The sequence below is a fragment of the Hymenobacter nivis genome (assembly GCF_003149515.1).
GTDB classification, from domain to species: domain Bacteria; phylum Bacteroidota; class Bacteroidia; order Cytophagales; family Hymenobacteraceae; genus Hymenobacter; species Hymenobacter nivis.
This window is the reverse complement of sequence record NZ_CP029145.1, coordinates 1,623,057-1,649,652: the sequence shown is the minus strand read 5'-3', so window position 1 is coordinate 1,649,652 and position 26,596 is coordinate 1,623,057. Positions and strand designations below refer to the sequence as shown.

Annotated in this window: 25 protein-coding genes and 2 pseudogenes; 8 read left to right on the top strand and 19 right to left on the bottom strand. The window is 60.6% G+C overall.

What is annotated here, in order from left to right; all coding sequences use genetic code 11:
* Nucleotides 1-4: 4 nt before the first annotated feature.
* The gene (locus DDQ68_RS07215) at nt 5-1,723 is read right to left on the bottom strand and encodes a GMC oxidoreductase (protein ID WP_109655690.1); all 1,719 of its coding nucleotides are present in this window, start codon (nt 1,721-1,723) and stop codon (nt 5-7) included.
* The gene (locus DDQ68_RS07210; RefSeq protein WP_109655689.1) at nt 1,710-2,276 is read right to left on the bottom strand and encodes a gluconate 2-dehydrogenase subunit 3 family protein; all 567 of its coding nucleotides are present in this window, start codon (nt 2,274-2,276) and stop codon (nt 1,710-1,712) included. The genes DDQ68_RS07215 and DDQ68_RS07210 overlap by 14 nt, the downstream gene beginning before the upstream one ends.
* Nucleotides 2,277-2,921: 645 nt before the next feature.
* Between DDQ68_RS07210 and DDQ68_RS07205 the strand changes: the two genes are divergently transcribed.
* Nucleotides 2,922-3,806 (top strand): sugar phosphate isomerase/epimerase family protein, encoded by an 885-nt coding sequence (locus DDQ68_RS07205; RefSeq protein ID WP_109655688.1) that lies wholly within the window; start codon nt 2,922-2,924, stop codon nt 3,804-3,806.
* Nucleotides 3,807-3,847: 41 nt separating this feature from the next.
* Nucleotides 3,848-4,936: pseudogene (locus DDQ68_RS24945) on the top strand (IS701 family transposase).
* 21 nt (nt 4,937-4,957) lie between these two features.
* On the opposite strand, the gene DDQ68_RS07190 reads toward DDQ68_RS24945, so the two are convergent.
* Nucleotides 4,958-5,590 carry an outer membrane beta-barrel protein gene (locus DDQ68_RS07190; protein ID WP_109655685.1) on the bottom strand — a complete coding sequence of 211 codons (633 nt, stop codon included), beginning with the start codon at nt 5,588-5,590 and terminating at the stop codon, nt 4,958-4,960.
* A 397-nt stretch (nt 5,591-5,987) separates the two neighbouring features.
* On the opposite strand from DDQ68_RS07190, the pseudogene DDQ68_RS24940 reads away from it, so the two are divergent.
* Nucleotides 5,988-6,125, top strand: a pseudogene (locus DDQ68_RS24940) (IS701 family transposase); the annotation flags it as partial.
* 8 nt (nt 6,126-6,133) lie between these two features.
* On the opposite strand, the gene DDQ68_RS07185 reads toward DDQ68_RS24940, so the two are convergent.
* Nucleotides 6,134-6,556 carry an acyl-CoA thioesterase gene (locus DDQ68_RS07185; RefSeq protein WP_109655684.1) on the bottom strand — a complete coding sequence of 141 codons (423 nt, stop codon included), beginning with the start codon at nt 6,554-6,556 and terminating at the stop codon, nt 6,134-6,136.
* 150 nt (nt 6,557-6,706) lie between these two features.
* Between DDQ68_RS07185 and DDQ68_RS07180 the strand changes: the two genes are divergently transcribed.
* The gene (locus tag DDQ68_RS07180; protein ID WP_068239330.1) at nt 6,707-6,901 is read left to right on the top strand and encodes a cold-shock protein; all 195 of its coding nucleotides are present in this window, start codon (nt 6,707-6,709) and stop codon (nt 6,899-6,901) included.
* A gap of 833 nt (nt 6,902-7,734) precedes the next feature.
* On the top strand, nt 7,735-9,774 hold the full coding sequence (locus DDQ68_RS07175) for a DEAD/DEAH box helicase (protein ID WP_109655683.1): 2,040 nt from the start codon (nt 7,735-7,737) through the stop codon (nt 9,772-9,774).
* 213 nt (nt 9,775-9,987) lie between these two features.
* Here DDQ68_RS07175 and DDQ68_RS07170 read toward each other — a convergent pair whose 3' ends face one another.
* The 3 genes from DDQ68_RS07170 to DDQ68_RS07160 all read right to left on the bottom strand — a co-directional run bounded on the left by DDQ68_RS07170 (nt 9,988) and on the right by DDQ68_RS07160 (nt 12,774).
* Nucleotides 9,988-10,440, bottom strand: a complete 453-nt coding sequence (locus tag DDQ68_RS07170) for a PA2169 family four-helix-bundle protein (protein ID WP_109655682.1) — start codon at nt 10,438-10,440, stop codon at nt 9,988-9,990.
* Nucleotides 10,441-10,580: 140 nt separating this feature from the next.
* Nucleotides 10,581-11,876 carry a BaiN/RdsA family NAD(P)/FAD-dependent oxidoreductase gene (locus DDQ68_RS07165; RefSeq protein ID WP_245897363.1) on the bottom strand — a complete coding sequence of 432 codons (1,296 nt, stop codon included), beginning with the start codon at nt 11,874-11,876 and terminating at the stop codon, nt 10,581-10,583.
* A 37-nt stretch (nt 11,877-11,913) separates the two neighbouring features.
* Nucleotides 11,914-12,774: an NAD(P)-binding domain-containing protein gene (locus tag DDQ68_RS07160; RefSeq protein WP_162549914.1), complete on the bottom strand. Its 861-nt coding sequence runs from the start codon at nt 12,772-12,774 to the stop codon at nt 11,914-11,916.
* 170 nt (nt 12,775-12,944) lie between these two features.
* On the opposite strand from DDQ68_RS07160, the gene DDQ68_RS07155 reads away from it, so the two are divergent.
* Nucleotides 12,945-13,811 carry an SDR family oxidoreductase gene (locus DDQ68_RS07155; RefSeq protein WP_109658350.1) on the top strand — a complete coding sequence of 289 codons (867 nt, stop codon included), beginning with the start codon at nt 12,945-12,947 and terminating at the stop codon, nt 13,809-13,811.
* A 189-nt stretch (nt 13,812-14,000) separates the two neighbouring features.
* Here DDQ68_RS07155 and DDQ68_RS07150 read toward each other — a convergent pair whose 3' ends face one another.
* The 8 genes from DDQ68_RS07150 to DDQ68_RS07115 all read right to left on the bottom strand — a co-directional run bounded on the left by DDQ68_RS07150 (nt 14,001) and on the right by DDQ68_RS07115 (nt 21,159).
* Nucleotides 14,001-14,864 (bottom strand): LysM peptidoglycan-binding domain-containing protein, encoded by an 864-nt coding sequence (locus DDQ68_RS07150; protein WP_109655680.1) that lies wholly within the window; start codon nt 14,862-14,864, stop codon nt 14,001-14,003.
* A gap of 37 nt (nt 14,865-14,901) precedes the next feature.
* A complete protein-coding gene (locus DDQ68_RS07145) occupies nt 14,902-15,201 on the bottom strand; it encodes a hypothetical protein (RefSeq protein WP_109655679.1) in 300 nt (99 codons plus the stop codon).
* Nucleotides 15,202-15,256: 55 nt separating this feature from the next.
* Nucleotides 15,257-15,766 (bottom strand): YkvA family protein, encoded by a 510-nt coding sequence (locus DDQ68_RS07140; protein ID WP_109655678.1) that lies wholly within the window; start codon nt 15,764-15,766, stop codon nt 15,257-15,259.
* A gap of 55 nt (nt 15,767-15,821) precedes the next feature.
* Nucleotides 15,822-17,036 carry a hypothetical protein gene (locus tag DDQ68_RS07135; protein ID WP_109655677.1) on the bottom strand — a complete coding sequence of 405 codons (1,215 nt, stop codon included), beginning with the start codon at nt 17,034-17,036 and terminating at the stop codon, nt 15,822-15,824.
* A gap of 71 nt (nt 17,037-17,107) precedes the next feature.
* A complete protein-coding gene (locus DDQ68_RS07130; protein WP_109658349.1) occupies nt 17,108-17,941 on the bottom strand; it encodes a type 1 glutamine amidotransferase in 834 nt (277 codons plus the stop codon).
* Between the two features lie 98 nt (nt 17,942-18,039).
* Nucleotides 18,040-19,137: a carboxylate-amine ligase gene (locus DDQ68_RS07125; protein WP_109658348.1), complete on the bottom strand. Its 1,098-nt coding sequence runs from the start codon at nt 19,135-19,137 to the stop codon at nt 18,040-18,042.
* Nucleotides 19,138-19,313: 176 nt separating this feature from the next.
* Nucleotides 19,314-20,411: an ATP-grasp domain-containing protein gene (locus DDQ68_RS07120; protein WP_109655676.1), complete on the bottom strand. Its 1,098-nt coding sequence runs from the start codon at nt 20,409-20,411 to the stop codon at nt 19,314-19,316.
* A gap of 43 nt (nt 20,412-20,454) precedes the next feature.
* A complete protein-coding gene (locus tag DDQ68_RS07115) occupies nt 20,455-21,159 on the bottom strand; it encodes an esterase family protein (protein WP_109655675.1) in 705 nt (234 codons plus the stop codon).
* 174 nt (nt 21,160-21,333) lie between these two features.
* Here DDQ68_RS07115 and DDQ68_RS23760 point away from each other — a divergent pair, with 174 nt between their 5' ends.
* Nucleotides 21,334-22,881, top strand: coding sequence for an alpha/beta hydrolase-fold protein (locus tag DDQ68_RS23760; RefSeq protein WP_245897361.1), 1,548 nt, complete (start codon nt 21,334-21,336; stop codon nt 22,879-22,881).
* Between the two features lie 408 nt (nt 22,882-23,289).
* Here the strand turns inward: DDQ68_RS23760 and DDQ68_RS07100 are convergent, their stop codons facing one another.
* The 4 genes from DDQ68_RS07100 to DDQ68_RS07085 all read right to left on the bottom strand — a co-directional run bounded on the left by DDQ68_RS07100 (nt 23,290) and on the right by DDQ68_RS07085 (nt 25,483).
* Complete coding sequence (locus DDQ68_RS07100; protein WP_245897119.1) at nt 23,290-23,931, bottom strand: IS630 family transposase; 642 nt, start codon at nt 23,929-23,931, stop codon at nt 23,290-23,292.
* Nucleotides 23,850-24,239 (bottom strand): helix-turn-helix domain-containing protein, encoded by a 390-nt coding sequence (locus DDQ68_RS07095; protein ID WP_211320143.1) that lies wholly within the window; start codon nt 24,237-24,239, stop codon nt 23,850-23,852. The genes DDQ68_RS07100 and DDQ68_RS07095 overlap by 82 nt, the downstream gene beginning before the upstream one ends.
* 45 nt (nt 24,240-24,284) lie before the next feature.
* On the bottom strand, nt 24,285-24,917 hold the full coding sequence (locus tag DDQ68_RS07090; RefSeq protein WP_109655673.1) for an AlbA family DNA-binding domain-containing protein: 633 nt from the start codon (nt 24,915-24,917) through the stop codon (nt 24,285-24,287).
* A gap of 131 nt (nt 24,918-25,048) precedes the next feature.
* A complete protein-coding gene (locus DDQ68_RS07085; protein ID WP_070742470.1) occupies nt 25,049-25,483 on the bottom strand; it encodes a DUF3127 domain-containing protein in 435 nt (144 codons plus the stop codon).
* Nucleotides 25,484-25,630: 147 nt separating this feature from the next.
* Between DDQ68_RS07085 and DDQ68_RS07080 the strand changes: the two genes are divergently transcribed.
* Nucleotides 25,631-26,560, top strand: coding sequence for an isoaspartyl peptidase/L-asparaginase family protein (locus DDQ68_RS07080; RefSeq protein WP_109655672.1), 930 nt, complete (start codon nt 25,631-25,633; stop codon nt 26,558-26,560).
* The last annotated feature ends 36 nt before the right edge of the window (nt 26,561-26,596 follow it).

Genomic DNA, 26,596 nt, shown 5'->3' with positions numbered 1-26,596 from the left:
GGCCCTACACTACGCCGCCGCGGGCGGCCGCTTTAACCGCGTAGTCCACAGCCCTCGCGGTGAGGGCCATGTAGGTGAGTGAAGGGTTTTGAGTGGAAGTGGAGGTCATACAGGCCCCGTCGGTCACGAACACGTTGGGGCAGGCGTGCAACTGGTTCCACTCGTTGAGGAGCGACGTTTTGGGGTCGCGGCCCATGCGCACGCCGCCCATCTCGTGGATGTCAAGGCCCGGGGCCTGGCCCGAATCCTGGGTTTTGATATTGGTGAAGCCAGCCTGGGTGAACATTTCACTGAACTGATCGAAGTAGTCCTGCTTCATTTTGGCGTCGTTGTCGTCGTAGGCCACCGAAATGTTCAGCAGCGGCATGCCCCACTCGTCTTTGCGGGTGGGGTCGAGGCGCACGTAGTTGGTTTCCTTCGGGATGGTTTCGCCCATCATATGCGAGCCCACGGTCCAGGGCCCAAACTTCGGGTGCAGGATACTGTCCTTGAACCCGTTGCCGATGGCGTGCTCCGTGTGGTCGAGGCCGCGGTGGGCCTCCAGGCCAGCGGCGTAGCCGCGCAGAAAGTTGGTTTCCTGCTTGAACACGTTGCGGAAGCGCGGGATGTAGCCGCCGCCGGCCGGGTTGCGCCCGTCGGTGGTCAGGTCTTTGGCGCCGTCGTACTCGGCCGAAATGCGGGCGCTGTAATTATGGAAGCCCACAAACTTGCCCATTAGCCCGTTGTCGTTGCCCAAGCCCTGCGGGAAACGGTGCGAGGTCGAGTTCAGCAGCAACAAATTAGTATTCAGGGCCCCGGCGTTCACGAACACGATGCGGGCGTAGTACTCGGTCGTGGCCTTGGTGTGCGTATCCACCACCCGGATGCCGGTGGCGCGCTGCTGCTGCTCGTCGTACAGAATGGACTGCACCACCTGGTTGGGCTTGAGCGTGAGGAGCCCCGACTTCTGGGCCCAGGGCAGCGTGGTAGAGTTGCTGCTGAAGTAACCGCCAAATGGGCAGCCGCGCTGGCACAACACCCGGTTTTGACACTGCACGCGGCCCTGCTCGTAGTGCACGGGGTTAGGCTTGGAGAGGTGCGCGCAGCGGGCGCTGATGACATGGCGGCCAGGATACTTCTGCTTCACCTGCTGCCGGAAATAGTCCTCCACCGCGTTCAGCGGGTAGGCGGGCAAAAACTCGCCGTCGGGCAGCTCGGCCAGGCCGTCGGCGTGCCCGCTGATGCCGGCAAACTTCTCCACGTAGCTGTACCACGGGGCCACGTCTTGGTAGCGAATGGGCCAGTCCACAGCAAAGCCGTCGCGCGCGGGGCCCTCAAAATCGAAGCTGCTCCAGCGCTGGGTTTGCCGGGCCCACATCAGCGACTTGCCGCCCACCTGGTAGCCCCGAATCCAGTCAAACGGCTTTTCCTGTACGTAGGGGTGCTCGGCATCCTTCACGAAAAAGTGCATGGCGTCCTCCCGGAAAGCGTAGCAACGGCTGACGACCGGGTTGGCCTCCTTCACGTCGAGCGGTAGGGCCCCGCCGTGCGGAAATTCCCAAGGCATCATATTAGTGGTGGGGTAATCTTTGATGTGCTGCACATCGCGGCCGCGCTCCACCACCAGTGTTTTCAAACCCTTGCCGGTCAGTTCCTTGGCTGCCCAGCCGCCCGCCATACCCGAGCCGATAACGATGGCGTCGTAGGTCCGCGCCTTCACGCTGTCGATGTTAAGATTGGCCATGGTGAGATTTGGACAGGTTGACGTCTTTGATGGGAAAATAACCGTTGTAGCGGCTCGGTACGAGCTCGTAGACAATCTGTTGGGTCAGGAAATACTTGCTGCCGGTGTAGCCCGAAACCGTCAGCCGCTTGGCCGTTTTATAAAAGCTCACCAAGTCGGATGGGAAGCCTTTCCCCTGCTCGACGCCTTGCAGCAGAGCTAGCCGCTGTGCGGGGCTGCACCCCAAAAATGGCTGCGCATGGCGCTGCTGGGCAGCCTCGTCGAGCTGGCCCAGGCCGGCCTGAAACGCGCGCTGCTCGTCCGGGCTGGAGCAGTCATCCAGCATTTTCAGCACGTACAGGTGCACGCTGAGGTCTTTAGCGCCGGGCGTGTCGGTTTTGGGCAAGATGGTTTCGCAGACCTCGGCCAGCGTTTTTTCCTGGCGGGCGTTCACAGCCAGGTGTCGCAGCGGCACGGAGGCTGGCAGTTCGGCCGGGGGGTGCGAGCAGGCGGGCAGTAGCGCCGCGGCGCCGGCCACAAGGGCAAAAGTTTTGAGGGCAGTACGCCGGTTCATGGCAGGGAGGTTGTGGGCGGTAGGAAGCTCGGCAAATTATAAATTTTCTATCATATTGTGCGGTCGGGCCGGCGGCGCGCGTCGTTTTAGTACTAGCAAATGAATTTTTTCAAGCACTTCCGGCACGCTCCCCACACCGAAGGCGGAAGCGCCTCAAAAAATCAAGCCCAATTGCCTTTAGTAAATAGAAAAATACTTAACGTGCTGGCCAGCATGGCGCCGAGCAGCTTTACCACGATGCCTTTGTAAAACAACTCGGCAGTTCTGCTTTGCAGCCGGATATTACCGTGCGTGAGGTGCTGGCACTAGCTGTTGACGACGGCCGACGAATTGCGCACGGCCAGCACCACTTGGCTGTTTGCCTTAGTTACCCAGCAGCAACGCAGCCCCGAGCGACGCAAAAATTATTTTTTCATGGGAAGCCGCGGTAATTAATTAAGGCAGAAGCGCGCATCAAATCTAGCCAATTGAACGCCTGAAAATCAGTAACAGAACGGTGGGGCCCCGCCGTTCATTTTATTTCCCAGTACTTGTTGCCAATTGCTGCGCTTTTTAGGTACCAAAGTTGCGCAGATCCCTATCTTGTTGTGCGTTTTGTTCTTTTACCCGCCGGCAAGTATTCCCCCACCCATCCCCTTTCCGCCCATGATTTCCCGCAGAAACTTTCTCTCATCAGCCGCCCTGCTCTCCGCCGGGTTGCTGGTATCGCCGTCCGTATTTGCCTACAACAAGCGCTACATCGGCTTGCAGCTATACACCGTGCGCGACGCCATGGCCAAGGACCCCGCCAGTACCCTGGCCCAGGTAGCCAGAATCGGCTACAACTCGGTGGAAGGCGCCACCTACACGGGCACCCAGAAGTTCTACGGCATGACGCCCAAGGCCTTCACCGCCGTGCTCAAGCAAAACGGCCTCATCATGCCCAGCGCGCACTACATGCTGGGCGAAGCGCAAACGAACGGGGCCCCCACGAAGGGTACCATACTGCACGAGTGGGACCGCGCCGTGGACGATGCCGCCGCGGCCGGCGTGAAATACATGGTGTGCGCCTACTTACTGGATTCCGAGCGCGGCTCCCTGGAGCACTACAAGTACGTGGCCGAGCAACTCAACAAGGCCGGCGAGCGTTGCAAAAAAGCCGGTATCCAGCTCTGCTACCACAACCACGACTTTGAATTTGCGGCCCAAGACGGCAAACTCCCGTACGACACGCTGCTGAATATCACCGAAAAGAACTTGGTAAAGATGGAGTTAGACCTGTATTGGGTCACCAAGGCCGGCCAAGACCCGCTTGCCTTATTCAAGCAGCACCCCGGCCGCTTTCCGCTCTGGCACGTGAAGGACATGGACCGGACGTTGCAGAGGGCCTTCACCGAAGTGGGCAACGGCAGCATCGACTTCAAAAAGATTTTCGCTCACGCCGACGAAGCTGGTTTGCAGTACTTCTTCGTGGAGCAAGACGTCACCCCCGGTTCGCCCCTCGATAGCATTACCAAAAGTATTTCCTACATTAAGAAAAACCTGGTGTAAGTAGCTGATGTTACGCGGATATTTGGGGAGTAATTTTCGAACTGGCCAGGACTTGCACGCTGGATTTGCACACGGATTACTTGATTAGCTCGACGGGGCAAACTTCCGCCACGGGCTTGTCGCGGCTCCTGGGTGGGGCCGTGAGCCACGACCAGGTGACGCGCTGGCTGAGCAGTTCGTACCTGGACTCGGCCTAGGTCTGGGCCGCCGCCAAGCCCGTAATTCGCCAAGCCGAGTGCCAGCGGCCGGCGGCGGAATTTGCGGTCCTTATCGTGGACGATTCCATCCTGGAAAAGACCCACACGGACCTAAGTGCGCTGATTTGCACCCACTGGGACCACCGCATGGGCCGCTTCGTCAAAGGCCTCAACTTCGTGAGCCTACGCTATCAGGCCGGCGAACTGTCCCTGCCCATCGCCGTCGAGCTCATCGAAAAGACCGAAGCCGTGGTGGACCCCAAGACCCAGAAAACCAGCGCTAAAAGTAAGTTCACCAAAAACGAGTACCTGCGGGCCATGTTGCGCGTGGCCCAGCAGCAAGTGCGCTACCGCTACCTGCTGGCCGACAGTTGGTATGCCTCGGCCGAGAACCTGAACACGGTGCTCGAACTCGGCCACGACTTCGTGCTGGCTCTCGCATCCTCGCGCGCCGTAGCCCTGCGTGATAAGGGCCGCAAGAATGGCCAGTTTCAGGCCCTCGATACCCTGCTTTTTCCCGATGAGCAGCCCCTGCGCGTCTGGTTGCGCTCCGTCCAACCGGCGGTGCTCGTGGCTCGGCAAGTCTTTCTCAACAAAGATGGGTCGCAGGGCGTGCTATAGCTGGTGAGCAGTGATACGAGCCTGGACCAGGCCCAGTTGACGACAATCTACCAAAGACGGTGGAAAGTTGAAGAACACCACAAACCATTGAAACAAAATACGTCGCTGGGTAAATCACCTACCAAAACCCCCAATACCCAAGCCAATCATTTCTTTGCTTCTATTCTGGCTTACACGAAGTTGGAAATCCTGAAATTACAGTTGGGCATGGGTCATTTTCGCTTAAAAGCCCAACTCTATTTGACGGGGCTCAAAGCAATGAGCCAAGAGTTAGCCCGAATTAGCCCGAAATTACCGCGTAACATCAGTTAATAATTGTTAAATAAACCGTCGTTAAAACTTCACGTCGGCGCTCAGCTGCACGGCCTCAAACTTAAATTCGGTGACGGCCGAGCGCTGGCCCAGGCCGACGTGGTTGAGGCCGTGTACGTAGCGGGCCGTCAGGCTCAGGCGGGGCCCCAGGAAGTATTCAAGGCCCACCGTAGCCCCAACACTGCGCTCCTCAGTGTCGTGCGTAATGTCGGTAGATACGCCGCCAACTTGCTGATTGGCTTGAATTAATAAATCGGCCTGGGGCCCCGCCAGCACCGCCAGCCGCCGCGAAACGCCGTACTTGAGCAGCAGCGGTAGCGACAAGTAGCGCAGCGTGTACGTGGTGCCCGTGGCCGAAACTCGGCCGCCGAGCTGCGAGAACAGATACTCCTGCTGCACTGAAAAGCTCCGCTGCCCCACGGGTACCTGCAACGTGAAACCAGCTGCAAAACCGGGCCGCCAGTTGGTTTCGACCGGCACGGCCGGCGTCGGAAAGCCGCGGTTAAAATCGGTGTTTGACAGGTTCAGCCCAACCTTCGCCCCGAACCTGACTTTGGCCGGACGGCCGTAATAGTTAGCTTGCCTGGTGGTGCGCTGGGCCACCGCCGCTAGCGCCGCCCCGCAGAAAAAGACGATTTGTAGCAGCTGCTTCATGCCGCAAATAACGCCTATGCGGTGCCAGCTAGGGCCCTAAATGTAACGGGCCGGGGCTAAAAATAGCATCGGCCCGTTGCTTCCACAACGATCAAATGCTGCTCAGGGCCTCAACTGTACCGCCAAGCTGCGCTTGCCAATGCTGCCCTGGGGCAAGGCAAAGCGCAGCCGGGCGGTACCGTTGGAGCCGCCCCCTGTGTGTCCTGAATTCCAAAACGGCCCTAGGCTAGAAGCCGTGGCTTTTCCTGACACTTCCTCCAGCGGAACCTGCCGTAAATGGTGTTGGCCCAGGCAAACTAGGCGCGGGTAAATCGCTTGGGACCGTCTTTAGAGGATGACTCGTGCATGTAGCCTGTGGCGGCATGGGTGGCCTTGGAAGTCTTAGTTTGGCGCCCCCTTCCTGCTGTTGAATGATAACGTGCAGTATAAGCCCTGTAGTCGCTTCGTTGAAGTGGCGCAACGGCCGTATCTGAGCAACGTGCCCGGTGTAGTGACCTGCATAGGGTTGGTCAACTTAGTGCATAGCAGCGGGGAAAGGGCTCCTTAGCCTTTCAGCCAACCTAGCACTTCGGCGTCGATGCGTACTGGGCGGCCGCTTTTGGGATCGAGCAGCACCCAGGTCGTTTCCGCCTCGCACAGCAGTGCGTTGCTGGCCGCACGGGTGAGGCGGGTGTGGCGCACCGAAGTGGCCCCACTGGTGTCGCCCACCCACGTGGTAGCGCGCAGCACGTCGCCGGCAAAAGCGGGCTGCCGGTAGCGAATGCGGTGCTCACGCACCACCCAAACGTAGGCGCCCTGCCGCACCGGTGGGCAAATGGCCAGCCAGTGGGCCCCGGCTACGTCCTGCACCCAGCGCACGTACTCCACGTTGTTGGCGTGGCCAAGGGCATCGATGGCGGTTGCGGGCACCACAAATTGGTGGGCGAAGTGAAATGCGGAAGCGTCGGGAAGGGGCGGGGTAGTCATGCAGGGATGAAGGGGAACGAGTGCAAAGGTCGGGGCCCTAGAAAATTTCGGCAGCCTTGCGCAATTGAAAAGTATGCTTATCTTTGACGCAACCTAAGACATCAAGCCACGGTGGCCCAAACGCTTAGCGAAACTCCACAACCCACCACCATGCCCACCGGAACGGTAAAATTCTTTAATGACACCAAAGGCTTTGGTTTCATCAAAAACGACGAAACTGGCGAAGACATCTTCGTTCACATCAGCGACCTCCAAGTTAGCTCGATCCGCGAAAACGACAAAGTGCAATACGAAGTAGCCCAAGGCAAGAAAGGCCCGAACGCTGTTAAAGTGTCGCTGGTTTAGTTTCCAGCTTTTGCTTTGTGATAAAAAAGCTCGCCACCGGCGGGCTTTTTTTATGCTTATTGCTCTGTTAAGATCCCGGGCAAGAAGGCCGTGGCTGCCGTGGGCGACAGTGCCAGCTTCGTCGCTCTCAATGTTAAGACCCTGGGCCATCTGCCGTGCCGCCAGCCCGGAGCCCTAACGTTTGCCTGCCGCATTGAATATATACGGGCAGCCCACCCGCTGCCGCAAAGCCTATCTATCGCCAACAACTGCACTACCGCGCTGGGAATTTGCCGCCTAGCGGTATTGCGTGGTAGGCCGGGGCCCTCGAGCAGGCAGTTCAGAAACGTAATAAATGCTTCATCGGGTGGGTGGATATTAAAAAGTGCTGGCCCCCGAGAGACAACCGGCGCGATAGTAAGGGCAAGCAGCTTACCTTATGGACACTGCTGGCCCCCCTTGGCTAAGCAGTTGTTTAATTTAGTTTTTGGCTACTGAAACGGGGTTAGCGACATTTCGCGTCGCTAACCCCGTTCTCGCAAATCCCTTTGCGTCGCGCATAGCCCCGTGCACCACGGCGTTGGGGCCACCGGCATCCGGCACCGGACGAGATGCGGTTTGCAAAATATGTTGGGCGACAATTGTAGGGTTTGCCGCAGATTTTGCGTATCTTTGCACCCGCATTTGAGAATGGCCTCATGTCCGCACCCGCCAGGAGTTGGCGTTAACGCGTTGGCCGCGTAGTTTTTCCGATAGTTTTTTCCCGCCTGTTTGTCGAAGGTAGAAGGAGGGGAAACGTCGCTGTATCGGCTGTTTTCAGAGCGTAGTCTCTTTCCCCATTCTATTTCCAACTTATGGAACCCGAAAAAACCCAAGAAAAAACTACGGAGAAAAACGTAGTAAGATTTGATGAGTTGAACCTCTCCGCTGAGGTGCAGCGCGCCATCACCGAGATGGGCTACGAGGAAGCTTCGGCCATCCAGGCCGCCGCCATCCCCGTGCTACTCGCCGGCAAAGACGTTATCGGCCAAGCCCAAACGGGCACCGGCAAAACCGCTGCTTTCTCTATTCCCGCCATTGAGGGCGTCGACGGCGACTCGCGCGACGTGCAGGTGCTCGTGCTTTGCCCCACCCGCGAACTCGCAGTGCAGGTATCGGGCGAAATCCAGAAACTGGGCAAGTATAAGCGCGGCCTGGCTGTGGTGCCGATTTACGGTGGCAGCAGCTACGACCGCCAGTTCCGGGCCTTGGAGCGCGGCGTGCAAATCGTCATCGGTACCCCCGGCCGCGTGATGGACCACATTGAGCGCGGCACGCTGAAGCTCGACAAGACCACGAAAATCATCCTCGACGAAGCCGACGAGATGCTCGACATGGGTTTCCGCGAGGACATCGAGTTCGTGCTCAGCAAAATGCCGGCTGATCGCCAGACGGTGTTTTTTTCGGCCACGATGAGCAAGCCCATCATGGAGTTGACCAAAAAGTACCAGCGCGACCCGCAGGTAGTGAAGGTCAACCACCAGACGATGACGGTAACCAACATCGAGCAGAGCTACTTCGAGGTGCGGGGCCCCCAGAAAAAGGACGTGCTCACGCGCATCCTCGACATGTACAACCTGAAGTCGACCATCGTATTCGCCAACACGAAGCGCATGGTGGACGAGATTGTTGCCGACCTGCAAGCCAAAGGCTATTTCGCCGAGGGCCTGCACGGCGACATGGGCCAGCAGCAGCGCCAGAACACGCTCGATAAATTCCGCAAAAACACCCTCGAAGTGCTGGTGGCCACCGACGTGGCCGCCCGCGGCATCGACGTGGAAAACGTGGAGGCCGTGTTCAACTACGACCTGCCCGCCGACGAAGAATATTACGTGCACCGCATCGGCCGCACGGGCCGCGCCGGCAAGTCGGGCAAAGCCTTTACCTTCGTGAGCGGCCGCGACATCTATAAGCTGCGCGACATCATGCGTTTCACCAAGGCCCAGATCAAACTGGAGCAGGTGCCGTCGTTCGCCGACGTATCGGAAGTGAAAACTACGCTGTTTCTGAACCAGATCAAGGAACTGGTGGAGAAGGGCAACCTAGAGAAATACGTGGGCCGCGTGCAGCGCCTGCTCGACCAAAGCGAGGAAATTACTTCGCTCGACATCGCCGCCGCGCTGCTCAAGATGACTATGAAGGAAGACAAGCGGGCCGAGCAAAGCCTCGACGCCAGCCGCACGGCTGGGGTGGTACGCACCGGTTTCACCCGCTTGTTCATCTCGATGGGCAAGAAAGATCGGATTCATCCCCGCGATATCGTGGATCTGATTTCGGAGAGCACCAACTTGCAAGGCGGTAAAGTGGGCGACATCGCCCTCTACGACAAGTTCAGCTTTGTGGAAGTGCCCAGCGAGTTTGCCGACGAGGTTGTGGGCCAGCTGGGCCGCAGTAGCATTCAGGGCCAGCCCGTTAGCTTCAGCATCGCCACGCCCGTGCAGGACGCGGCGGCTAAGGAAGAAGGCAACACCCGGGGCCCCGGCAGCTTCGGCGGCGGCGAGCGCCGCGGCGGCTTTGGCGGCGAGCGCCGCGAAGGCGGCTTCGGTGGCAACCGTGGCGGCGGCAGCTTCGGCGGCAACCGCGGCGGTGGCAGCTACGGCGAGCGCCGCGAAGGCGGTTCGGGCGGCGGCTACAAAGGCAACCGCGACGGTGGCAGCAGCTACGGCAACCGCGGCGGCGCCAGCGACCGGCCTGCTTACGGCGACCGTCCGGCCTACGGCGACCGCCCCAAACCCTATGGCAACCGTGGCGCTGCTGGCGACCGCCCAGCGTACGGCAGCAAGCCCTACGGCAACAAAGGCGGCACCCGTGACAACGACGCCCGCCCGCCCCGTACCGAAAGTTTCGACGAGTAGGCAATCCGGAAGACCTTAGCCACTCGTAAATTAGACGGGTTGGCTAAGGCCTCCTACTGGTTCTTATTAGCGTGAAGTATTGAGTTAAATTAATTATAGGCCAATAAAAAAGCCGCTCAATTGAGCGGCTTTTTTATTGGCCTATAATTAGCGTTGCTTCCTCGACGGCACTGGATTAGGTTAATAAATCCGTCATCGAATGCGGCGAGTCATTTATTTCGACGAATCGCGCAGCGACTTGATCTTGTCGTAGGCTTCGTGGATGCCTTGCGACTGCTTTTCGAGTACCGTTTTCAAAGCGCTGGGGAGGTCCTGGGCCTTAAGGGCAGTTTCGTAAGCTTTCTTGGCGTAGTCTTCGCCGCGCTCGCACTCGGTCAGGACGGCGTGGTTGTCTTTGCTGGTCAGGGCCGCCTTAAGGTTGATCCAGGCGCGGTGTACGGTACCGGTTACCGATGAACCTTCGTCGGTTTTGGGGTGCAGGTCCAGCTTGAACATCTGGTCCTCAATCTCGGTGATGTAACCGGCGCGCTGCACGGCCAGGTGCTTGAAGGTGTCTTTCAGCGATGAATCTTCCACGTCAGTCATGGCGTCGGCGTAGCCTTTCTGGCCATCTTTCAGGGTTTCAACCAGTTCGTTGAGCAGGGCTTGGGTGGCTTTGGCTTCCATGGGGAAAAGGAAATGCTAGGGTGAGAAACTATGCCCTTGTTTACTACCGGAGCCCGGGGAAGGTTACAGCCGGCCTTTTATTGGAGCTGTTGGCAGGTGAAGGGCAAATTAATTAGTGCCTCAGGCCCACGCTAGGGTCCTCAGGCGCCCACTGCGGCCACCGGTACCGCGGTCGTGTTGCCCAGTTGCGCCATGGCTTGCCCAGCCAAAAAGCCCGTTGTCCAGGCCGCCTGGAAATTAAAGCCTCCCGTAATGCCGTCAATATCGAGCACTTCGCCGGCAAAGTGGAGGCCGGGTGCGCAGCGACTCTGCATAGTTTGTAAGTCGATGTCGGCCAAGGAAATGCCGCCGCAAGTCACGAATTCCTCCTTATAGGTAGTCTTGCCGCGCACGGCCAATGGGGTGCGCAATAGTAGCTCCAGTAAGCGGTTCTGGGCCTTGGCGGCGAGGTCGCTCCAGCGCACGTCGGGGCCGATGCCGGCCTGCTCGGCCAGGGTGCGCCACAGGCGCTGGGGCAGGCCGAGCTGGGGGTTGGCGGCGATGCCTTTGCGGCCGTTTTCCTGCCGGAACTGGTGCAGCCAGGGCCGCAGTGTGTCGTCGGTATGGTCGGGCAGCCAGTTGATGAGCGCCGTGCCGGTGTAGTTTAGCTCGCTCAGGCGCCGGGCCCCCCAGGCCGAAAGCTTGAGCACGGCCGGCCCACTCACGCCCCAGTGCGTGACGAGCAGGGGCCCCTCGTAGTGCAGCTTCTCGCCGGCCAGCGTCACGCGGGCGCGGGGCACGCTCACGCCGGGCAGCTCGCGCAGCGGCGATTCGGGCACGTTGAAGGTGAAGAGCGACGGCACGGGCTCGGCCACGGCGTGGCCCAGGGGGCGCAGCCAATCGTACTGGGCACTTTTGGGCTGGCCGCCGGTGGCCACCAGCAGGCGCGCCACGGCTAGCGTGGGGCCCGGCCGGCCGGTGCCAGCTAGCTGCAATTGGAAGCCGCCGCCGGGCAGCGGCATGATTTCTTCCACGGCCGTGTTGGTGAAAACCTGCACACCGGCGCGGCGGGCGGCGTCTTCCAGGGCCCGGGCAATGGTCTCGCTGCTGTCGGTGGTGGGGAACATGCGGCCGTCGGCCTCGGCCTTGAGGGCCACGCCGCGCTGGGCAAACCAGGCCACGGTGTCAGCCACTCCGAATCGCTGGAACGCCGCCTTCAGGGCCTTGCCGCCGCGCGGGTAGTGGGCCACGAGCTGGGCGGCCGAGTCGCAGGCGTGCGTCACGTTGCAGCGGCCGCCGCCCGAGGCGCGCACTTTGCCCAGCAGCTTGCCGGTCTTTTCGAGTAGCAGCACGGGCTGGCCGGGGTTAGCTTCGGCGCAGGCAATGGCCCCGAAAAAGCCGGCTGCCCCGCCGCCCAGCACGGCTACCACGGGGACGTTGGAAGGAAAATTATTCACAACGCAAATTTACGCACGGGCACGGGCCCCCAGCTCCTTAGCAATAAGGCAGGGCCGCCAGCACATCGTCGTGCTGAAACACGTAAGGCAGCATTTCGCGCACCAGGCTACTGTCGATGGTTTTGCCGGTGGGGCCGGTTTCGGGGTAGAATGTGGGGGGCACGAGGCCGAGGTAGCTGGCCGCGGCGGGGTAAAAATCGCGCCGCAGCGGGTGCCCGGCGGCCGCCACGTTGAAGGTGTGGCCCCAGGCCTGGTGCTCGATGATGGCGGCCAGCACGCCCACCGCATCGGTAAGGTGCAGCAGGTTGACGGGAGCGTTGCCCTGGGCTAGCTCCTGGCGGCCGGCCAAGAAGCGCCCCGGGGCCCGGCCCGGCCCGATGAGGCCCCCCAGGCGCACGACTGTGCTGCGCCACTGCCCGTAGCGCGGCACGAAGTGGCCCTCGGCCCGCAGCACATCCGAGGCGGCGTCGCGGTTGCTGGTAGCATCGGCTTCGCGCATGAGCCGCGGCTCGTCGGGGTACACGCTGGTAGAGCTTACGAACAGCACGTGCCCGATGCCAGCCGCCGCTACGGCCCGGTGCACGGGCCGCAGCAGGGCGGGGTAGCCCCCCGCGGCGGCGGTGCGGGGCGGCACGTTCAACACGAGCACGTCGGCGGCGCGCAGTAAATTCGTTAGCTGGTCGTAGGCGGCCGGGCCAAATTCGGCGCCGAGCTGCAACAGGTGCGGCTGCACCCCCATTTCAGCCAGCACTGGCAGCTGCGACGGGGTAGTGGTGGTGCCCACCACGGGGTGCCCGGCGGCCAGCAAGTGCCGGGCCAGGGCCGTGCCCAGCCAGCCGCACCCCAGCAAAACTACGGTGGGCAACTTGGGCAAAGGAGCAAGGGGAGCCGGATTCATAAGCGCAGGGTAAAAGTGAAGCGCAACAATAAACAGCAAAACTGCGAAGGAAACCATCAGTAATATATACTTCTACCAATAAAACTTTTGCCAGTGGGCCCCGGCCCGGGCCCCACCGTACCTTCGGCCGGCCAATTTCTCACCTTCTTTTTCGTGCATCTTATATGACCATGCCCTTTGCCCAACCCATGCTGCGCGACAACGCCCTGGCTGGTAAAACCATCATCGTGACCGGCGGCGGCACTGGCCTGGGCCGCGCCATGACTACGTATTTCCTGCAATTAGGGGCCCAAGTCACCATCACCAGCCGCAAGATGGACGTGCTCGAAGCTACCGCCGCCGAGCTGCGCGCGCAAACCGGCGGCCGGGTACTGGCCGTAGCCTGCGACGTGCGCAAGTACGACGAGGTGGAAGCCATGCTGGCCGCCACCATCGCCGAATTTGGCGGCGTGGACGTGCTGCTCAACAACGCCGCCGGCAACTTTATTTCGCCTACCGAACGCCTGAGCCACAAGGCGTTCGACGTGATTGTGGACATCGTGCTGCGCGGCTCTTACAACTGCACCCTGGCCGTGGGCAAGCGCTGGATTGCCGACAAAAAGCCCGGCACCATCCTCAACATCGTCACCACCTACGCCTCGGTGGGCTCCGCTTTTGTGGTGCCCTCGGCCGCCGCCAAGGCCGGCGTGCTGGCCATGACCCGCTCGCTGGCCGTGGAGTGGGCCAAGTACGGCATCCGCAGCAACGCCATTGCGCCGGGGCCCTTCCCGACGGAGGGGGCCTGGAGCCGCCTCTTCCCCGAGCCGCTGGCCAGCCAGCTCGATCCCGCCGCCAGCGTGCCCCTCAAGCGCGTGGGCCAGCACCAGGAGCTAGCCAACTTGGCCGCCTATTTGGTTTCGGATTTTTCGGCCTACGTCAACGGCGAAGTGGTCACCATCGACGGCGGCGAGTGGCTCAACGGCGCCGGCGAGTTCAACAAGCTGGGGGCCCTTACGCCCGAAATGTGGGACCAAATTGAGAAAAATATGCGCCGCTAAAGACCGCAGACTTAACGGATTTCTGACGGATTTAACGGATTTTTTCGAGGTTCCGCACTTGATAATACGGGATCAATAAAAAATCAACAGATAAAAAAGGCGCCTCGCTTGGGTCGCTTTTTTTATCTGTTGATTTTCGAGCATCATCTCGTTAGGAGCGGAACCCCAAAAAATCCGTTAAATCTGTGGTCAGAGCTTATAGCCGCGGTAGTTCTTGGTGAACTCCTCGGTTGGAATGGGCTGGTTTACTACGAGGTTATAGAATTCGAATTTTTCGAACAGGCCCCGGTCGTCGCGCACGTCCACCACGATGGGCAGGTAATTCTGGGGGTCGACGCACAAGGTAACGCGGCGGCCGTAGCCGTTGGGTACCTGCAGCACCTGGCCTTCGGTTAGCGCTGCGCCGGGGCTCAGGTTGTTGCGCTCCAGGATGCGGTACTCGCCGCAGCCGAACCGTTCAGCCACGGCGGCCACGGTTTCTTTTTTACCGGTGCGGTAGGGTACGTAGCGAAATTGCGGGAAATCAGAACGCAGCACGTGGCACGGGCGGCCCAGCACCGTGGTGTCGCCGGTATAGCGAAACGTGCAGCTGTACGCAGCGTCCTGGCGCAGAGCAGTTGGGCGCAGCAGGTCGGCGATGGTGCCGAAGCCGGCCTGCAACACGGTGTGGTGCTGGCCCTTGCGCATCAGGGCCCCCGTGGGGTCGAGGCTGAGCGTGACGTACGGGAAACTGGCCGGGTATACCCAGGCATCGCCGTCGTTTTGGCCCGCTACCCACAGCACCTCCACGTTCTTATTATCCTTTAAGTACACCCGGAAAGGGTTGAAAGACAGTTTCATGAGGCTGCTGGAAGGCTTGATTTCCCGGCCGAGCCGCTCCTGGGCTCTGGCCGCGCAACGCAGGTAGCGTAGGTTCTCAATAGCGCTGGTCATGCGCTCCACCAATTGCCCCGTGGTGATGCCCGGGGCAGGCCGGGCCGCCGTCAGTAGGCTGCCCAACGCTACCGATACAACTGCTAAAAATATAAAACGGCGAATAAGTAAAACAGTCATTAACGCAAAAGGTAAAAGATGGCCAGGGGCCCCAGCCCTAGTTCAGGCTGATGACGGGGAAACGGGTAGCTACCGAATCGAGAATAAACAGTTTATCAATTTCAATGCCGTGAAAATAACGGTACAGTGGAAATTGCTCCACAATGGAGCGTACTGCGCCTGCGTCGTCGCCGTTGACGGTGATCCAGCCCCGGCAACGGTCGGCACTGATGGCATAGGTTTCGATAACTTTTTCCGATAAAAGGCGATTGATCACCGAGCAGTGCCGGGGAATAAGTGCCAGGAAATCGTCTTCGTAGGTATCTGGCAATGAAATAGTAATGACGAACGTGGGCATAGCAAGTAGAAAAGCAAACCCAAAAAAATGCTGGGCTAACAGCAGCTGCGCGGGCCTACGAATGCCCTAACTCAGCCACCGCGGGCAGCGAAGCATCGCCTCGAGCGGGCTCCGCCGCCGTGTCGGGCGCGTCGATTAGGTCGCCACCCTGAGATTTTTCCCATTCCTGAAACTTGACGATTTCAACCTGGAACTTGCCCACAAACCAACTTACCAGGCTTAAATCGTCGAGGAAGCCGACGACGGGGATAAAGTCAGGAATTAAATCAACCGGCGACAATACGTAAAGCAACACCGCCAGCCCCGATACGATGGTGTTATTGGAAACCTGGCGGTAGTCGCCGCTGATGTAGCGGCGTACCAGCCGCACCAGCGTCAGGGCCACGTTTATTAATTGCTTAAATTTATTGTCTTTACTTTTTTCGGTAGATAGTTTGGTGGCCACCTCGTTCAGGATGGCGACTACTTTGAACGGACGCCCGAGAAGCTTAGTGGCTCGTTGAAGAAACAGGTTGAAAACAGCATTTTTAGAAATGCGAAAGCCTTTTTCGGCGAGACTGGACATGATATGCGGGCTATAGATTAATGAGCCGGATACGCACAACCGTAACCGGATGTTCCTAGGGCTGCGCCGCCGCGGGGGCCGCCCGTTCAAACAGCGGCGTGGTGCCGCCCACCCAGTCTTTATCTTTGTTAAAGTCGACGCCGATCATGGCGCCGCGGCTTAGGCGAGCCAGGCCGGTGAGCAGGCGTGGGCGCGCTTCGCCGCGCTGCCACACGTACAGCAACCGGATTTCGCACTTCACAAGTTCGTCGGGGGCCTGCACCACGGGCGCGTAAGCCACTTTGCGCTGCAACAAATAATGCGCCTTGTTGGGTAGCGCGTCGAGGTCGGCGGCGGTAAAATCCAGCTTCACCCCGGCCCCGGCAAACGAGTAGAGCGGCTTCAATACGTAGTTTTCCAAATCCGGTGGGTACGTTGCCAAATCGCTCACGTAGTAGCTCGTTGGCACGAAAGGGCCCCGCAGCAGCGGCATGGTGAACTTGCTGACGCGGAAAAACCAATTCGGGTGGCCCACCCATTCCACGTCCACGTCGTCGGTCAAATTAAACTCGGTTTTTAGTTCCGGGTGGCGCGCCAGCTCATCGAAAATAATCCGGTTGTAAATGCGCTTAATCGGGATTTTGCGCCCATCTTTCTCGTAAAATAATTGCCGGCCCCTTTTGCGCACATCACCTAAATGTACAGCTTCGATGCCCCACGCTTTTTTTGACAGTGCGAAGTCAATCCGGGTCTTTTGCAGCGTAGGAAATAATTCCAGCAGCACCACATTTTCGGCCGCTTCGTTGCCCAGAATTAATTGGCGCATTTGCGCGTGGTACGCCTCGACATCGGGCACGCCCAAAAATGCCGACACGCCATCGGCAATAGGGTAGTGCTGGCGGAAAATGCCAGGCAGCCAGGCCTGGAAGGCGTAGAGCGACGGGAACCCTTGCAGCTCAATCAGCTGGGGTTCCAGCTCGCCCTGTGCGTCGCGGCATACGGCAAAATCAAACGTCAGGAATTCAGGCCGCTCGTCTTCGTTGGGTACGCGCTGGTGGGGCGGGATGGCGGCCTCAGTGCGCGCCTTGAAGTTTGGCTGCGCGATGACGTCGATTAAATTCTCGCCGGCGGCAATTAATTTGTCACGTAAGGCAGCGGGCACAAAAACCGGGGTTTCGGCCACCCGAAAATCCAGTTGGCCGGGCAATTGCTGGTCCATGTCGGCCATCATATCCCGGTACGTACCCGGCGAAAACGCGGCGTTGAAAACCTGGCGGTATGCGCGAATCATAAGCGAAGCGGGCTGAAGTAAATTAACCGGGCAATTAATTAGCGACTGCTAATTAATTGCCCGGTAGCAAATCAGTTGGCCAGGGCCAGTGCGGGGGCGAACTGGGCTACGGCCAAGCGCAAAAACGTGGGCACCACAATTCCTTCGGTAAGCTCGATGGTGGCGGGGTCGGCAAGTAAGCGCACCATTTCGTCGTACTTATCCTCGCCGTAAGCGGTGATTACCTGCTGCTTGCGCTCGTCGGTGAGCATATAGCGGAGTATGCCTTCGCCGTCGGCTTCGGGGTGGAACTGGGTGCCGAGCACCTCGGGCGAAAAGCGGATGGCCATCACGGCGCGGGCCAGCGCCACATGGGGGCGCTCTTTTTCGAGGCACAATATTTCGGCGCCCAGGGCCCCCAGCCGTTCCAGATTGGGGTGGGTGAGTTGGTAGTCGCGCGAGTCGACGGCGAAAAACGGCTCCGGTAGCGCGTGCAGCACCGGGTCGGCGTGGCCAGCATCGGTGAGGTGCACGGGCATTACCCCAAACGAGGTGGATTTGCGCTTGCCCAGCTCGCCCAAGCCCAGGTGACGGCTCACGAGCTGAAACGAGTGGCAAATCAACAATAAATATTTGCGGGGTCCCAGCGTTTGGTTGTGGGCAAACAACTCGTCAACGAATTGGAAATAATTATTTTCCCACGCGTCATCGGTAGCCAAGGGGCTGCCGGGGCCCCCGGAGGAAATAAATACGTCGAAGTCGGTGAGGCGTGGCAACTGGTCCTGGCCCCGCACATCGAAGGTTTCGGTGGCGAAATGAATACCGTGTTCGGCCTCGGCGCGGCGGATGAGCTGGCGAATGCAGCGCATGCCCTCATTGGCTGCGCCCATATACATATCCAGAATAGCTAAACGAATGGTAGGCATGAAAACGAAGAATTTGGTAATCAACGACAACGCGTGGAGTGGGATAAACAGAAACGCCAACTGAGTGGCTGGCGTTCTGGTTTAGTAAAGCCCCAAAATTACAACCCGTGCATGGTTTCGGCCAGGATGTAGTCCACGACCTTGGTGAGGTCGCCGGTTTCGCGGAACACGGCCAGCTGGCGGTCGGCACCGCTGCCCATTTCCATCATTTTCAGGATGTATTCTACCTCGTGGCGGCTGCCCAACTCGTCGAGGACATCGTCCACAAAGTCGAGCAGCTCCAGAATCAGGGCCCGGGTAGGTACTTCTTGCTGCTTGCCAAAGTCAATCATGGTACCATCGAGGCCGTAGCGGGCGGCGCGCCACTTATTTTCCTTGATAAGGGCGCTGCGGTAGAGGCGGAAGTTGAGGTTCTGGCGCTTGAGCTTGTAAATTTTTGCCACCAGGGCCTGCATGATGGCGGCCACGGCGATGGTTTCGTCGGGGCGCATCATCATGTCGCAGATGCGGTACTCAATGGTGTCGAAGAACGGGTGCAGGCGCAAATCCCACCAGATTTTCTTGCCGTTGTCGATGCAGCCGGTCTTGATCAGCAGCTGAATAAATTCGTCGTAGTCGCTGGCGCTCGTGAAATACCCCGGGATGCCGGTGCGCGGAAACCGCTCGAACACCTTGGTGCGGAACGACTTATAACCCGTTTCGCGTCCTTCCCAAAACGGCGAGTTGGTGCTCAGCGCAAACAAGTGGGGCAGGAAGTAGCGCAGCGCGTTCATCATGTACACGCCGATGTCGCGGTTTTCGATGCCCACGTGCACGTGCATCCCAAACACGAGGTTGGACCGGGCAGCCTCCTGCAATTCCTCCACAATTTTGTCGTAGCGGGCATCGGGTGTGATGGGCTGGTCTTGCCAGCGCGAAAACGGGTGGGTACCCGCCGCGCCGATGCGCAGCCCCACATTGCCGGCCAGCTCAATGACCTGGCGGCGCAGATGCAGCACCTCGGTGCGGGCCTCGTGGATATTCTGGCAAATGTTGGTGCCGACCTCCACTACGGACTCGTGCATTTCGGCCTTCACCTGCTCAAGGAGCGTGATTTTGCCGTTTTCCACGATCTTGGACATGTGCGAGCGCAACTCCCGCGTGTCGGGGTCGATGGTCTGAAATTCTTCCTCGATGCCGAGGGTAAACGTGGGCAGCGGCATGGTGGGCGAAGTAGAAAAAGGAGGAAGAAATGACTAAGGGGCCGTGCAAAAAAAAGCGATTTGTCAATTGTTAGTCAGTGGGTTATAGGCCTGCTAACAACTGATAACCAATGCCTGGCAACTTGCCACGGGGCCCCGCCGGCGTGCCCGGGGCCCCGTGGCAAGCCGAATTATTCGGGTTTTTTGGGTGCCGGTTTTTTGGCGGCGGGTTTTTTGGGTGCCCCATCGGCCTTGGGGGCCGCCGCCGCTTTAGGCGCAGCAGGCTTTTTGGGCGTGGGGGTGGGGGCGTTGGCCATCGTGAACTCGGTGGGGGCCCCGCTACGGGCGCGGTGCGGGTGCACGAAAGTGCCCCAGGTGAGGTTATCCTGGCCGGGCTTCTGGGCCTGGGCGCGGGCAATGGCCATGTTGGCGGCGGCTTCCACCACCCACTCGAAGTTCTTCTCTCCCACCGAGTTAATGTCGGCGTCGGGGGCCGGATTGCCGAAGTCGATGGCCAGCGGAATGCCGTCGCGCACGGCAAATTCCACGGTGTTGAAGTCGTAGCCCAGGCCCTCATTCAGCTTCAACACGTACTCCTTCATGGTGGCCAGCAGCTTTTCACCGGCTTCGCCCGTCGTTTTCATCTCGGTGGCGTAGCGCAGGTGCGGCTCGTTGCGGGGCTCGTAGGGCATGATGAGCACCTCGGTGCCGCCAATGCAGTAGCAGCGGAAATAATCGGTGAAGTCCACCGACTCCTGGAGCAGCATTACCAGCTGTCCCGTCTCGGCGTAGGCCCGGAAAAAATCGTCGGGCGAGTGGAGCTTGTACACGCTTTTCCAGCCGCCGCCCGAGTGGGGCTTCATGTAGGCCGGGAAGCCGATGTGGGCAAAGGCCTTTTCCCAATCCATCATGTTCAGGTTGCGGAACGAGTTCTCGCCCGTGTCGCTGGGGCGCTCTTTGCTGGGCAGCAGCAGGGTTTTGGGCACTGGCACGCCCAGGCGCACGGCCAGCGCGTTGTTGAAGAATTTTTCGTCAGCGGACCACCAGAACGGGTTGTTAATCACCGCCGTGCCCATTAGGGCCGCGTTTTTCAGGTAGGCGCGGTAGAAGGGCACGTCCTGCGAAATGCGGTCAATGATGACGGCGTAGTCGGGGGCCACGTGCTGCTCCACGTCGTCAATTTTTACAAATTCGGCGCGGATGTCGGCCGGGGCCTTGGCGTTCACACGGTCAATAAAGGCCTGCGGAAACGTGTTTTCCTGGCCAAAGAGGATGCCAATTTTTTTCATGGGAAAGGGTGTTGGTGGTATTGGGAGTAGAGAGAGGCTAAAGCTAAATCGTATTCAGGTACTGCGGGAACATTTCGCGCCACACCGGCCAGTCGTGGGTGCCGTAGGGGTTCACGTCGAGGCGGTACGGGATGCCCTTTTGGCTTAGCAGGGCGGCCATCTGGTAGTTGGATTCCTTGCAAAAATCGTGTTCAGCCGTGCCCATGATGATATTCATCCACTGGAAATGCTCGCTGTGGGCCCCGGGCATGAACTCGGGCGGGTTGTTGTAATACACGTTTTCGTCGTGGTAGCCGTCGATAAACTGGCGGATGTCGAACGCCGCGCCCATCGTAAAGAGGTGCGCCACCTGGTCGGGGTGCCGAAACGCGAAGTTGAGCGCGTGGTAGCCGCCAAAGCTGCACCCGGCCACGGCAATCTTGTCCACGTTGCACTCCTTCTGGAGTTGCGGCACTAACTCTTCGCAGAGAAACCGGTCGTAAAAAATGTGGTTCTGCACCCGTACGGCGGGCGCTAAGTCCTTGGCGTACCACGAGTAGCGGTCGATGCTGTCGATGCAGTACAGCTTCACGCGGCCGGCCTCCACCAGCGGGCGGGCGGCTTCGACGAGGTTGAAGTCGCGGGCCTCGTAGTGGCGGCCACCCGACGTGGGGAAAATGACCACGGGGTAGCCCCAGGTGCCGAACACGAGCAGGTCGATGTCCTGGCCCAGGTGGTGCGAATAAAAGCGGCGGTGCTGTTCGTGCAAAATCGGGGGCGGGGGGGATAAGGGTGGAAGGCTAGGCCGGCTGGCGCGGCAAACTAGCAAGAAAATTATTGGCCGTAGAAATAAAGGGGGAAATAATGTTGCGGGCCCCGCCAAATGCCTAGGGTCCCGGCCGGGTTTTTACGGCAAGTGCTGGGGCTGCTGTTACTTTGCCGCATGATTGTGGTAAATGCAGACGCGGCGTTGCTGGCCGTGCGGCAGCGTGAAGAAGTGCTGGCGTCGGAGTTTTTGGGCCGCCTAGTGGCGGTGAGCGTGCTGCTGCCCCCCGGCCACGACGCGGCCCGCCCCGCGCCCTACCCCGTGCTGTACCTCAACGACGGCCAGGACCTGGCGCGCCTGCACCTGCGCGCTACGCTGGCCGCGCTGTGGGCCCAGGGGCCCCTGGGGCCCTTCGTGGTGGTGGCCCCCCACGCCAACGAGCAGCGCCTGCACGAGTACGGCATCGCCGGCCGGCCCGACTACAACGGCCGCGGCAACCGCGCCGACGCCTACACCGCCTTTGTGCTGCGCGAGCTACTGCCCTGGGCCCAGGCCCAGTGCCGCGCCACCGCCGACCCCGCCGAAGCCGTTTTTGCCGGGTTTTCGCTCGGCGGGTTGATGGCCTTCGACGCCGTGTGGCACCATCCCGAGGCGTTTGCGCGGGCGGGGGCCTTCTCGGGCTCGTTTTGGTGGCGCGGGCGGGCCGTGGGCGACGGCTACACGCCCGCCGACCGCCTCATGCACCAGCAGATCCAGGCCCGCCCGGCGCATCCTGCCCACGCCTTCTGGCTGCAAACCGGTACGCTCGACGAGCGCAACGACCGCAACGAAAACGGCGTCATCGACGCCATCGAAGACTCCCTGGACCTGGTAGAAGCCCTGCAGGCCCAAGGCCTCGACGTGGCCCGGCAGTTGCGTTATGTGCAGGTGGAAGGCGGCCATCACCACCCCGACACCTGGGGCCGGGTGCTGCCCGATTTCCTGGCCTGGGCTTTTGGGGCCCCCGCCGCGGTGGCCGCGCTGCCACCGCCGCTGCCCGTGGTGCGCCTGCACGTCGACCCGCACCCGGCCCCCGCGCTGGCTTTGCCGGCGGCCGTGGCGGCGGTGCCGGCCAGCATCAACCTGCCGCCGCCGGCCCACCACGCCGCGGGGCCCCCACTGGTTCTCTGCTCACCAACCCCCACCGCTGCCATGCGTACTACCCGCCCCGAAGCCGGCGATTTCGCCCCTTTCTACGAGACCTACGTAGCCCTAGTACCCGCCGGCCACGACCCCCTGGCCGCCCTGCGCGCCCAAACCGCCGAGGTGCAGGCCACGTTCGGGGCCCTCACCGACGCCCAGGCCCAAACTGCCTACGCCCCCGGCAAGTGGACGCCCAAGCAGGTATTGCTGCACCTGGCCGATGCCGAGCGCATATTTGCCTACCGGGCCCTGCGTTTCGCCCGCGCCGACGGCCAAGCGCTGGCTGGCTTCGATGAAAACGCCTACGCCGACACCGGCGATGCCAACGCCCGTTCTGTGAGCGACTTGCTAGTGGAATATACCACCACGCGCGCCGCCACGCTGGCTCTGTTCGAGGGCTTCAAAGATGCGCAGCTCGACCGGCGCGGTACCGCCAACGGGGCAGCCGTTACGGTGCGGGCCCTGCTGTTCATCTTGCCCGGCCACGAGCGCCACCACCTCCACGTGTTCCACGAGCGGTACGTGCCGGTGCTGCATCCGTAAATAAACTCCGAAGATTTTTTACCTTCGCCTTGCACAACACGCGGCGCGCCGCCGCGTTTTTCACCTGTTTCCATCCTTAACCCTGCTTTTCAACCATGGCCAAGAGCACCGACGCCCGCAAAGAGAAAAAGAAAGAGCCCGCTAAAACCACCAAGGAGAAAAAAGCGGAGAAAGACGAGAAGAAGCGCCAAAAAGACATGCGCCAGGACTAATCCTGAACCACGGATTTATCGGATTAGCCGGATTTATCGGGTTTTGGGGATAATTGCTTTGCCGCATACATTCCCCATCAACGTAAAAAAAAGCCCGCTTCAGCGGGCTTTTTTTGTCCAGAACTGTCAACTTGATAGTAATCGTCCCCGAAATCCGGCTAATCCGATAAATCCGTGGTTTAGAGCGAATTTCAGGTTACTGTACGTGGTATCCACAATGGTCAAACCAGTTTCTAGCATCCTGCTCACTTATCCATTCAGTGGCCGTCTGGATAACGCCTTCCAGCGCTTCTCGGGTGCGGGCCTGGGCCCTGCGCAGCCAGGTTTTGAGCTTGCTGAAGGCCAACTCAATGGGATTGAAGTCAGGCGAGTAAGGGGGTAAGTAAAGCAGGCGGGCTCCGCGGGCTTCCACGAGTTGGGCCAGTCCAGCGACTTTATGGGCCGGCAGGTTGTCGAGCACGACCACGTCGCCGGGCACCAGGGTGGGGCCGAGCACCTGGTCGAGATAGGCGGCAAACACGTCCCCGTTGACGGCCCCGCTCAGGGTCATGGCCGCTTGCAGGCCGGTGGGCGTCAGGGCAGCTACGAGCGTCACGTTCGGCCCCCCGTGCAGGGGCGTGGCCTGGTGGGCGCGCTGCCCGCCTTCGGCCCGGGCGTAGCGGCGGCAATAGGTCAGGTTGGTACTGGTCTCGTCCACGAACTTCAAACAGGTGAAATCTGCGGCTTGCACCGCTTCGACAAAGGCCCGGCGCAGGGCTACGACCCGCTGGGTGTCGCGCTCAGCGGCGTGAACGCTCTTTTTTTTCGCCGCCAATCCAGCGCCTGCACGGCTCGCCACAAGGTCGATTGGCTCACGGCCGGACCACCAATGGCGGCCAGCCAGGTGCACAATTCGGCCAGCGTGGCATCGGGCTCCTGGCGCAGGCAGGCCCGCAATTCGTTCCGGGCGGCCGCGTCCAGTTCCGGCGCTGGACCAGGATGCGGGGGCAGTGCCGCCACCGAGCCCGTAGTGCGCTGGCGGTGCAGCAGCTTTTCCACAAACGACACCGAGACGCTGAACTGGGCGGCCACGGCTGGCATGGTGCGGCCGGGCTGCGCACTAGCGGCCGCCACGCGTTCGCGCAAATCAAGAGAATACGCTTTCATAATCAGAAGATACCACCAAACCCGTATACTATTCTGAAATCCGCTCTAGATAGTATAGTAGGGCTCTTTTTCCTTGTCGTGGTAGCGTAAGTAGCCGTGCAGCACTAGTTTTATCAGCATCTGGTAAGCGCGGCGTTTACCAAAATTTACTAGTTTCATAAATTGTGGCAGCGTGAGGCGCGGGTGGGTTTTGGCGTACTCAATGGCTGCTAACTCGTGCCGGTTCAGGGGGACGCGCTCGAAAATAGGTTCGGTAGGAGGGGCCTGGCGCTCGAGCACCTGCTCGGTGAGGCGGCTGGTTTGTACGCTTTGGTCGCGCACCCGCACGTAGCCGCGCCAGTCGCCGGGGGCTACCTGGGCCCGGTGGGGCTTGGCGATGCTCTCGGGCACCGTCACCACTAGCACCGTGCGCCCGTCGGCCTCCACCTCACGGAAGCGCAGGTCCGTCAGCGGCGGCTCGATGTGGTGGGCCGCGGCATTGCGCAACACAAACAATTCCTCTTCCGCGTCGCGCACGCCCACCACCCGGCCCGCATCGTCGACGCCCACTAGCACGTGGCCCCCGCGTGTATTGGCCAGGGAGGCTAATGTGCGCGAAATGCGGTGTACATGGGTGGTTTTCTGCTTGAACTCCAGCGTTTCGCCCTCGCCGCGGGCAATCATCTCGGCTAAATCCATGCGGCCTTGTACGCGGGCCGAAACTAAAACGTGCCGCCCCGGTAAAACCGGAACGGCACGTTTTTATGGGCTATTGACTAATAGTTTTTTTACAAATCCAGTCCAGCCCGACTGAGTAGCAAGCTAACAGCTTAAAAAGGCAGGTCGTTGTCGTCGTCGCTGGCGATGGGGGCTGCCGAAGGCTGGGCCCGCAGGGTCGGGTTTTGGTTTTGAGCGGCGGGGCGCGGGGCGGCCTGCTGCTGGGGCTGGCCGCCGTAGTTGGCTGCGCCGCCACCGCCTTGGGCGGCGCCGGCGGGCTCGATGCGCCAGGCTTCCAGGTTGGTGAAGTACATCATCTGGCCGTTTTTGTTATAGCCGCGGCCACGCAGGTTGAAGGCAATTTTCACCTCGTCGCCCACTTTAAACTGGTCCACCAGGCTGGTTTTATCCATCACCAGCTGGAACTTGATTTGCTCGGGGTACTGGCCGTCTTGCACTTCCAGCACAAACTCGCGCTTGCGGAATTTCTCGCTGATTTGCTGCTCGTCGAAAATCTCAATCAGGCGGCCGGTTACATCGTAAGCCATAAAACTTGGTCTTTTGGTAGGGTTGAAACTAGAACACCAAACCTACGAAAAAAATCCTTGTTTTGCCCGATTTTGGCTGGCGCGGGGCCCCGGCGGTTGGCCCGTTACCTTTGCTACGTCCATCTTTTCATTTTATAAAAGCCCCTTATGCTCGCCCTGGCCATCCACGGCGGCGCCGGTACCATTGCCCGCGCCACCCTCACGCCCGCCGCCGAAACCCAGTACCGCGCCGCCCTGCAAGCGGCCCTGGCCACCGGCTACGCCGTGCTGGCTGGTGGGGGCCCCGCCCTCGACGCCGTGGAGGCCGCCGTGCGCAGCCTCGAAGACTGCCCGCTGTTCAACGCCGGGCGCGGGGCCGTGTTCACCCACGAGGGCCACCACGAGATGGACGCCGCCCTGGCCTGCGGCCATACCGGCCGCGCTGGGGCCGTGGCCGGCGTGCGCCAGGTGCAAAACCCCATCCGCGCCGCTCGCCTCGTTATGGACGCCACCGAGCACGTGCTGCTGGCCTACCCCGGCGCCGACGAGCTGGCCCTGGAGCACGGCCTGCCCGTGCAGCCGCCCGCGTATTTCTTCACCCAGCAGCGCTACGACCAGCTCCAGGAGGCCATTGCCGCCGGCCGCATGCAGCTCGACCATGCCGCCGCGCCCGCCGCCGACCCAAACTGGAAAAAAGGTACCGTGGGGGCCGTGGCCTGCGACGCCCGCGGCCACCTTGCCGCTGCCACCAGCACCGGCGGCATGACCAACAAACGCTATGCCCGCATCGGCGACACGCCCATCATCGGGGCCGGTACCTGGGCCGACGCCCGCTGCGCCATCAGCTGCACTGGGCACGGCGAGTACTTTATCCGGGCCGTGGCGGCCCACGACGTGGCTTGCCTGATGGAATACCGGGGCCTGAGCTTGGCCGAAGCCACCCGCGTGGTGGTGCACGACAAGCTGGCCCCGGCCGGTGGCGAGGGCGGCCTCATTGCCGTTGATGCCCTAGGTAATTTAGCATTGCCCTTTAATTCAGAAGGCATGTACCGCGCCAGCCGTACGGAACAGAGCGAAGAAGTAACAGCTATTTATTAAATTGCCGGGGCCCCGTGCAGCTACGCACAAAAGCCC

Bases quoted from the DNA above. Each gene is read 5' to 3' on its own strand.
- DDQ68_RS07175 (WP_109655683.1), top strand. From the start codon at position 7,735: ATGGAACCCGAAAAAACCCAAGAAAAAACTACGGAGAAAAACGTAGTA.
- DDQ68_RS07145 (WP_109655679.1), bottom strand. From the start codon at position 15,201: ATGCCCACGTTCGTCATTACTATTTCATTGCCAGATACCTACGAAGAC.
- DDQ68_RS07185 (WP_109655684.1), bottom strand. From the start codon at position 6,556: ATGACTACCCCGCCCCTTCCCGACGCTTCCGCATTTCACTTCGCCCAC.
- DDQ68_RS07215 (WP_109655690.1), bottom strand. From the start codon at position 1,723: ATGGCCAATCTTAACATCGACAGCGTGAAGGCGCGGACCTACGACGCC.
- DDQ68_RS07150 (WP_109655680.1), bottom strand. From the start codon at position 14,864: ATGACTGTTTTACTTATTCGCCGTTTTATATTTTTAGCAGTTGTATCG.
- DDQ68_RS07170 (WP_109655682.1), bottom strand. From the start codon at position 10,440: ATGGAAGCCAAAGCCACCCAAGCCCTGCTCAACGAACTGGTTGAAACC.
- DDQ68_RS07135 (WP_109655677.1), bottom strand. From the start codon at position 17,036: ATGATTCGCGCATACCGCCAGGTTTTCAACGCCGCGTTTTCGCCGGGT.
- DDQ68_RS07080 (WP_109655672.1), top strand. From the start codon at position 25,631: ATGCTCGCCCTGGCCATCCACGGCGGCGCCGGTACCATTGCCCGCGCC.
- DDQ68_RS07155 (WP_109658350.1), top strand. From the start codon at position 12,945: ATGCCCTTTGCCCAACCCATGCTGCGCGACAACGCCCTGGCTGGTAAA.
- DDQ68_RS23760 (WP_245897361.1), top strand. From the start codon at position 21,334: ATGATTGTGGTAAATGCAGACGCGGCGTTGCTGGCCGTGCGGCAGCGT.
- DDQ68_RS07130 (WP_109658349.1), bottom strand. From the start codon at position 17,941: ATGCCTACCATTCGTTTAGCTATTCTGGATATGTATATGGGCGCAGCC.
- DDQ68_RS07140 (WP_109655678.1), bottom strand. From the start codon at position 15,766: ATGTCCAGTCTCGCCGAAAAAGGCTTTCGCATTTCTAAAAATGCTGTT.
- DDQ68_RS07160 (WP_162549914.1), bottom strand. From the start codon at position 12,774: ATGAATCCGGCTCCCCTTGCTCCTTTGCCCAAGTTGCCCACCGTAGTT.
- DDQ68_RS07210 (WP_109655689.1), bottom strand. From the start codon at position 2,276: ATGAACCGGCGTACTGCCCTCAAAACTTTTGCCCTTGTGGCCGGCGCC.
- DDQ68_RS07180 (WP_068239330.1), top strand. From the start codon at position 6,707: ATGCCCACCGGAACGGTAAAATTCTTTAATGACACCAAAGGCTTTGGT.
- DDQ68_RS07095 (WP_211320143.1), bottom strand. From the start codon at position 24,239: ATGAAAGCGTATTCTCTTGATTTGCGCGAACGCGTGGCGGCCGCTAGT.
- DDQ68_RS07190 (WP_109655685.1), bottom strand. From the start codon at position 5,590: ATGAAGCAGCTGCTACAAATCGTCTTTTTCTGCGGGGCGGCGCTAGCG.
- DDQ68_RS07085 (WP_070742470.1), bottom strand. From the start codon at position 25,483: ATGGCTTACGATGTAACCGGCCGCCTGATTGAGATTTTCGACGAGCAG.
- DDQ68_RS07120 (WP_109655676.1), bottom strand. From the start codon at position 20,411: ATGAAAAAAATTGGCATCCTCTTTGGCCAGGAAAACACGTTTCCGCAG.
- DDQ68_RS07090 (WP_109655673.1), bottom strand. From the start codon at position 24,917: ATGGATTTAGCCGAGATGATTGCCCGCGGCGAGGGCGAAACGCTGGAG.
- DDQ68_RS07205 (WP_109655688.1), top strand. From the start codon at position 2,922: ATGATTTCCCGCAGAAACTTTCTCTCATCAGCCGCCCTGCTCTCCGCC.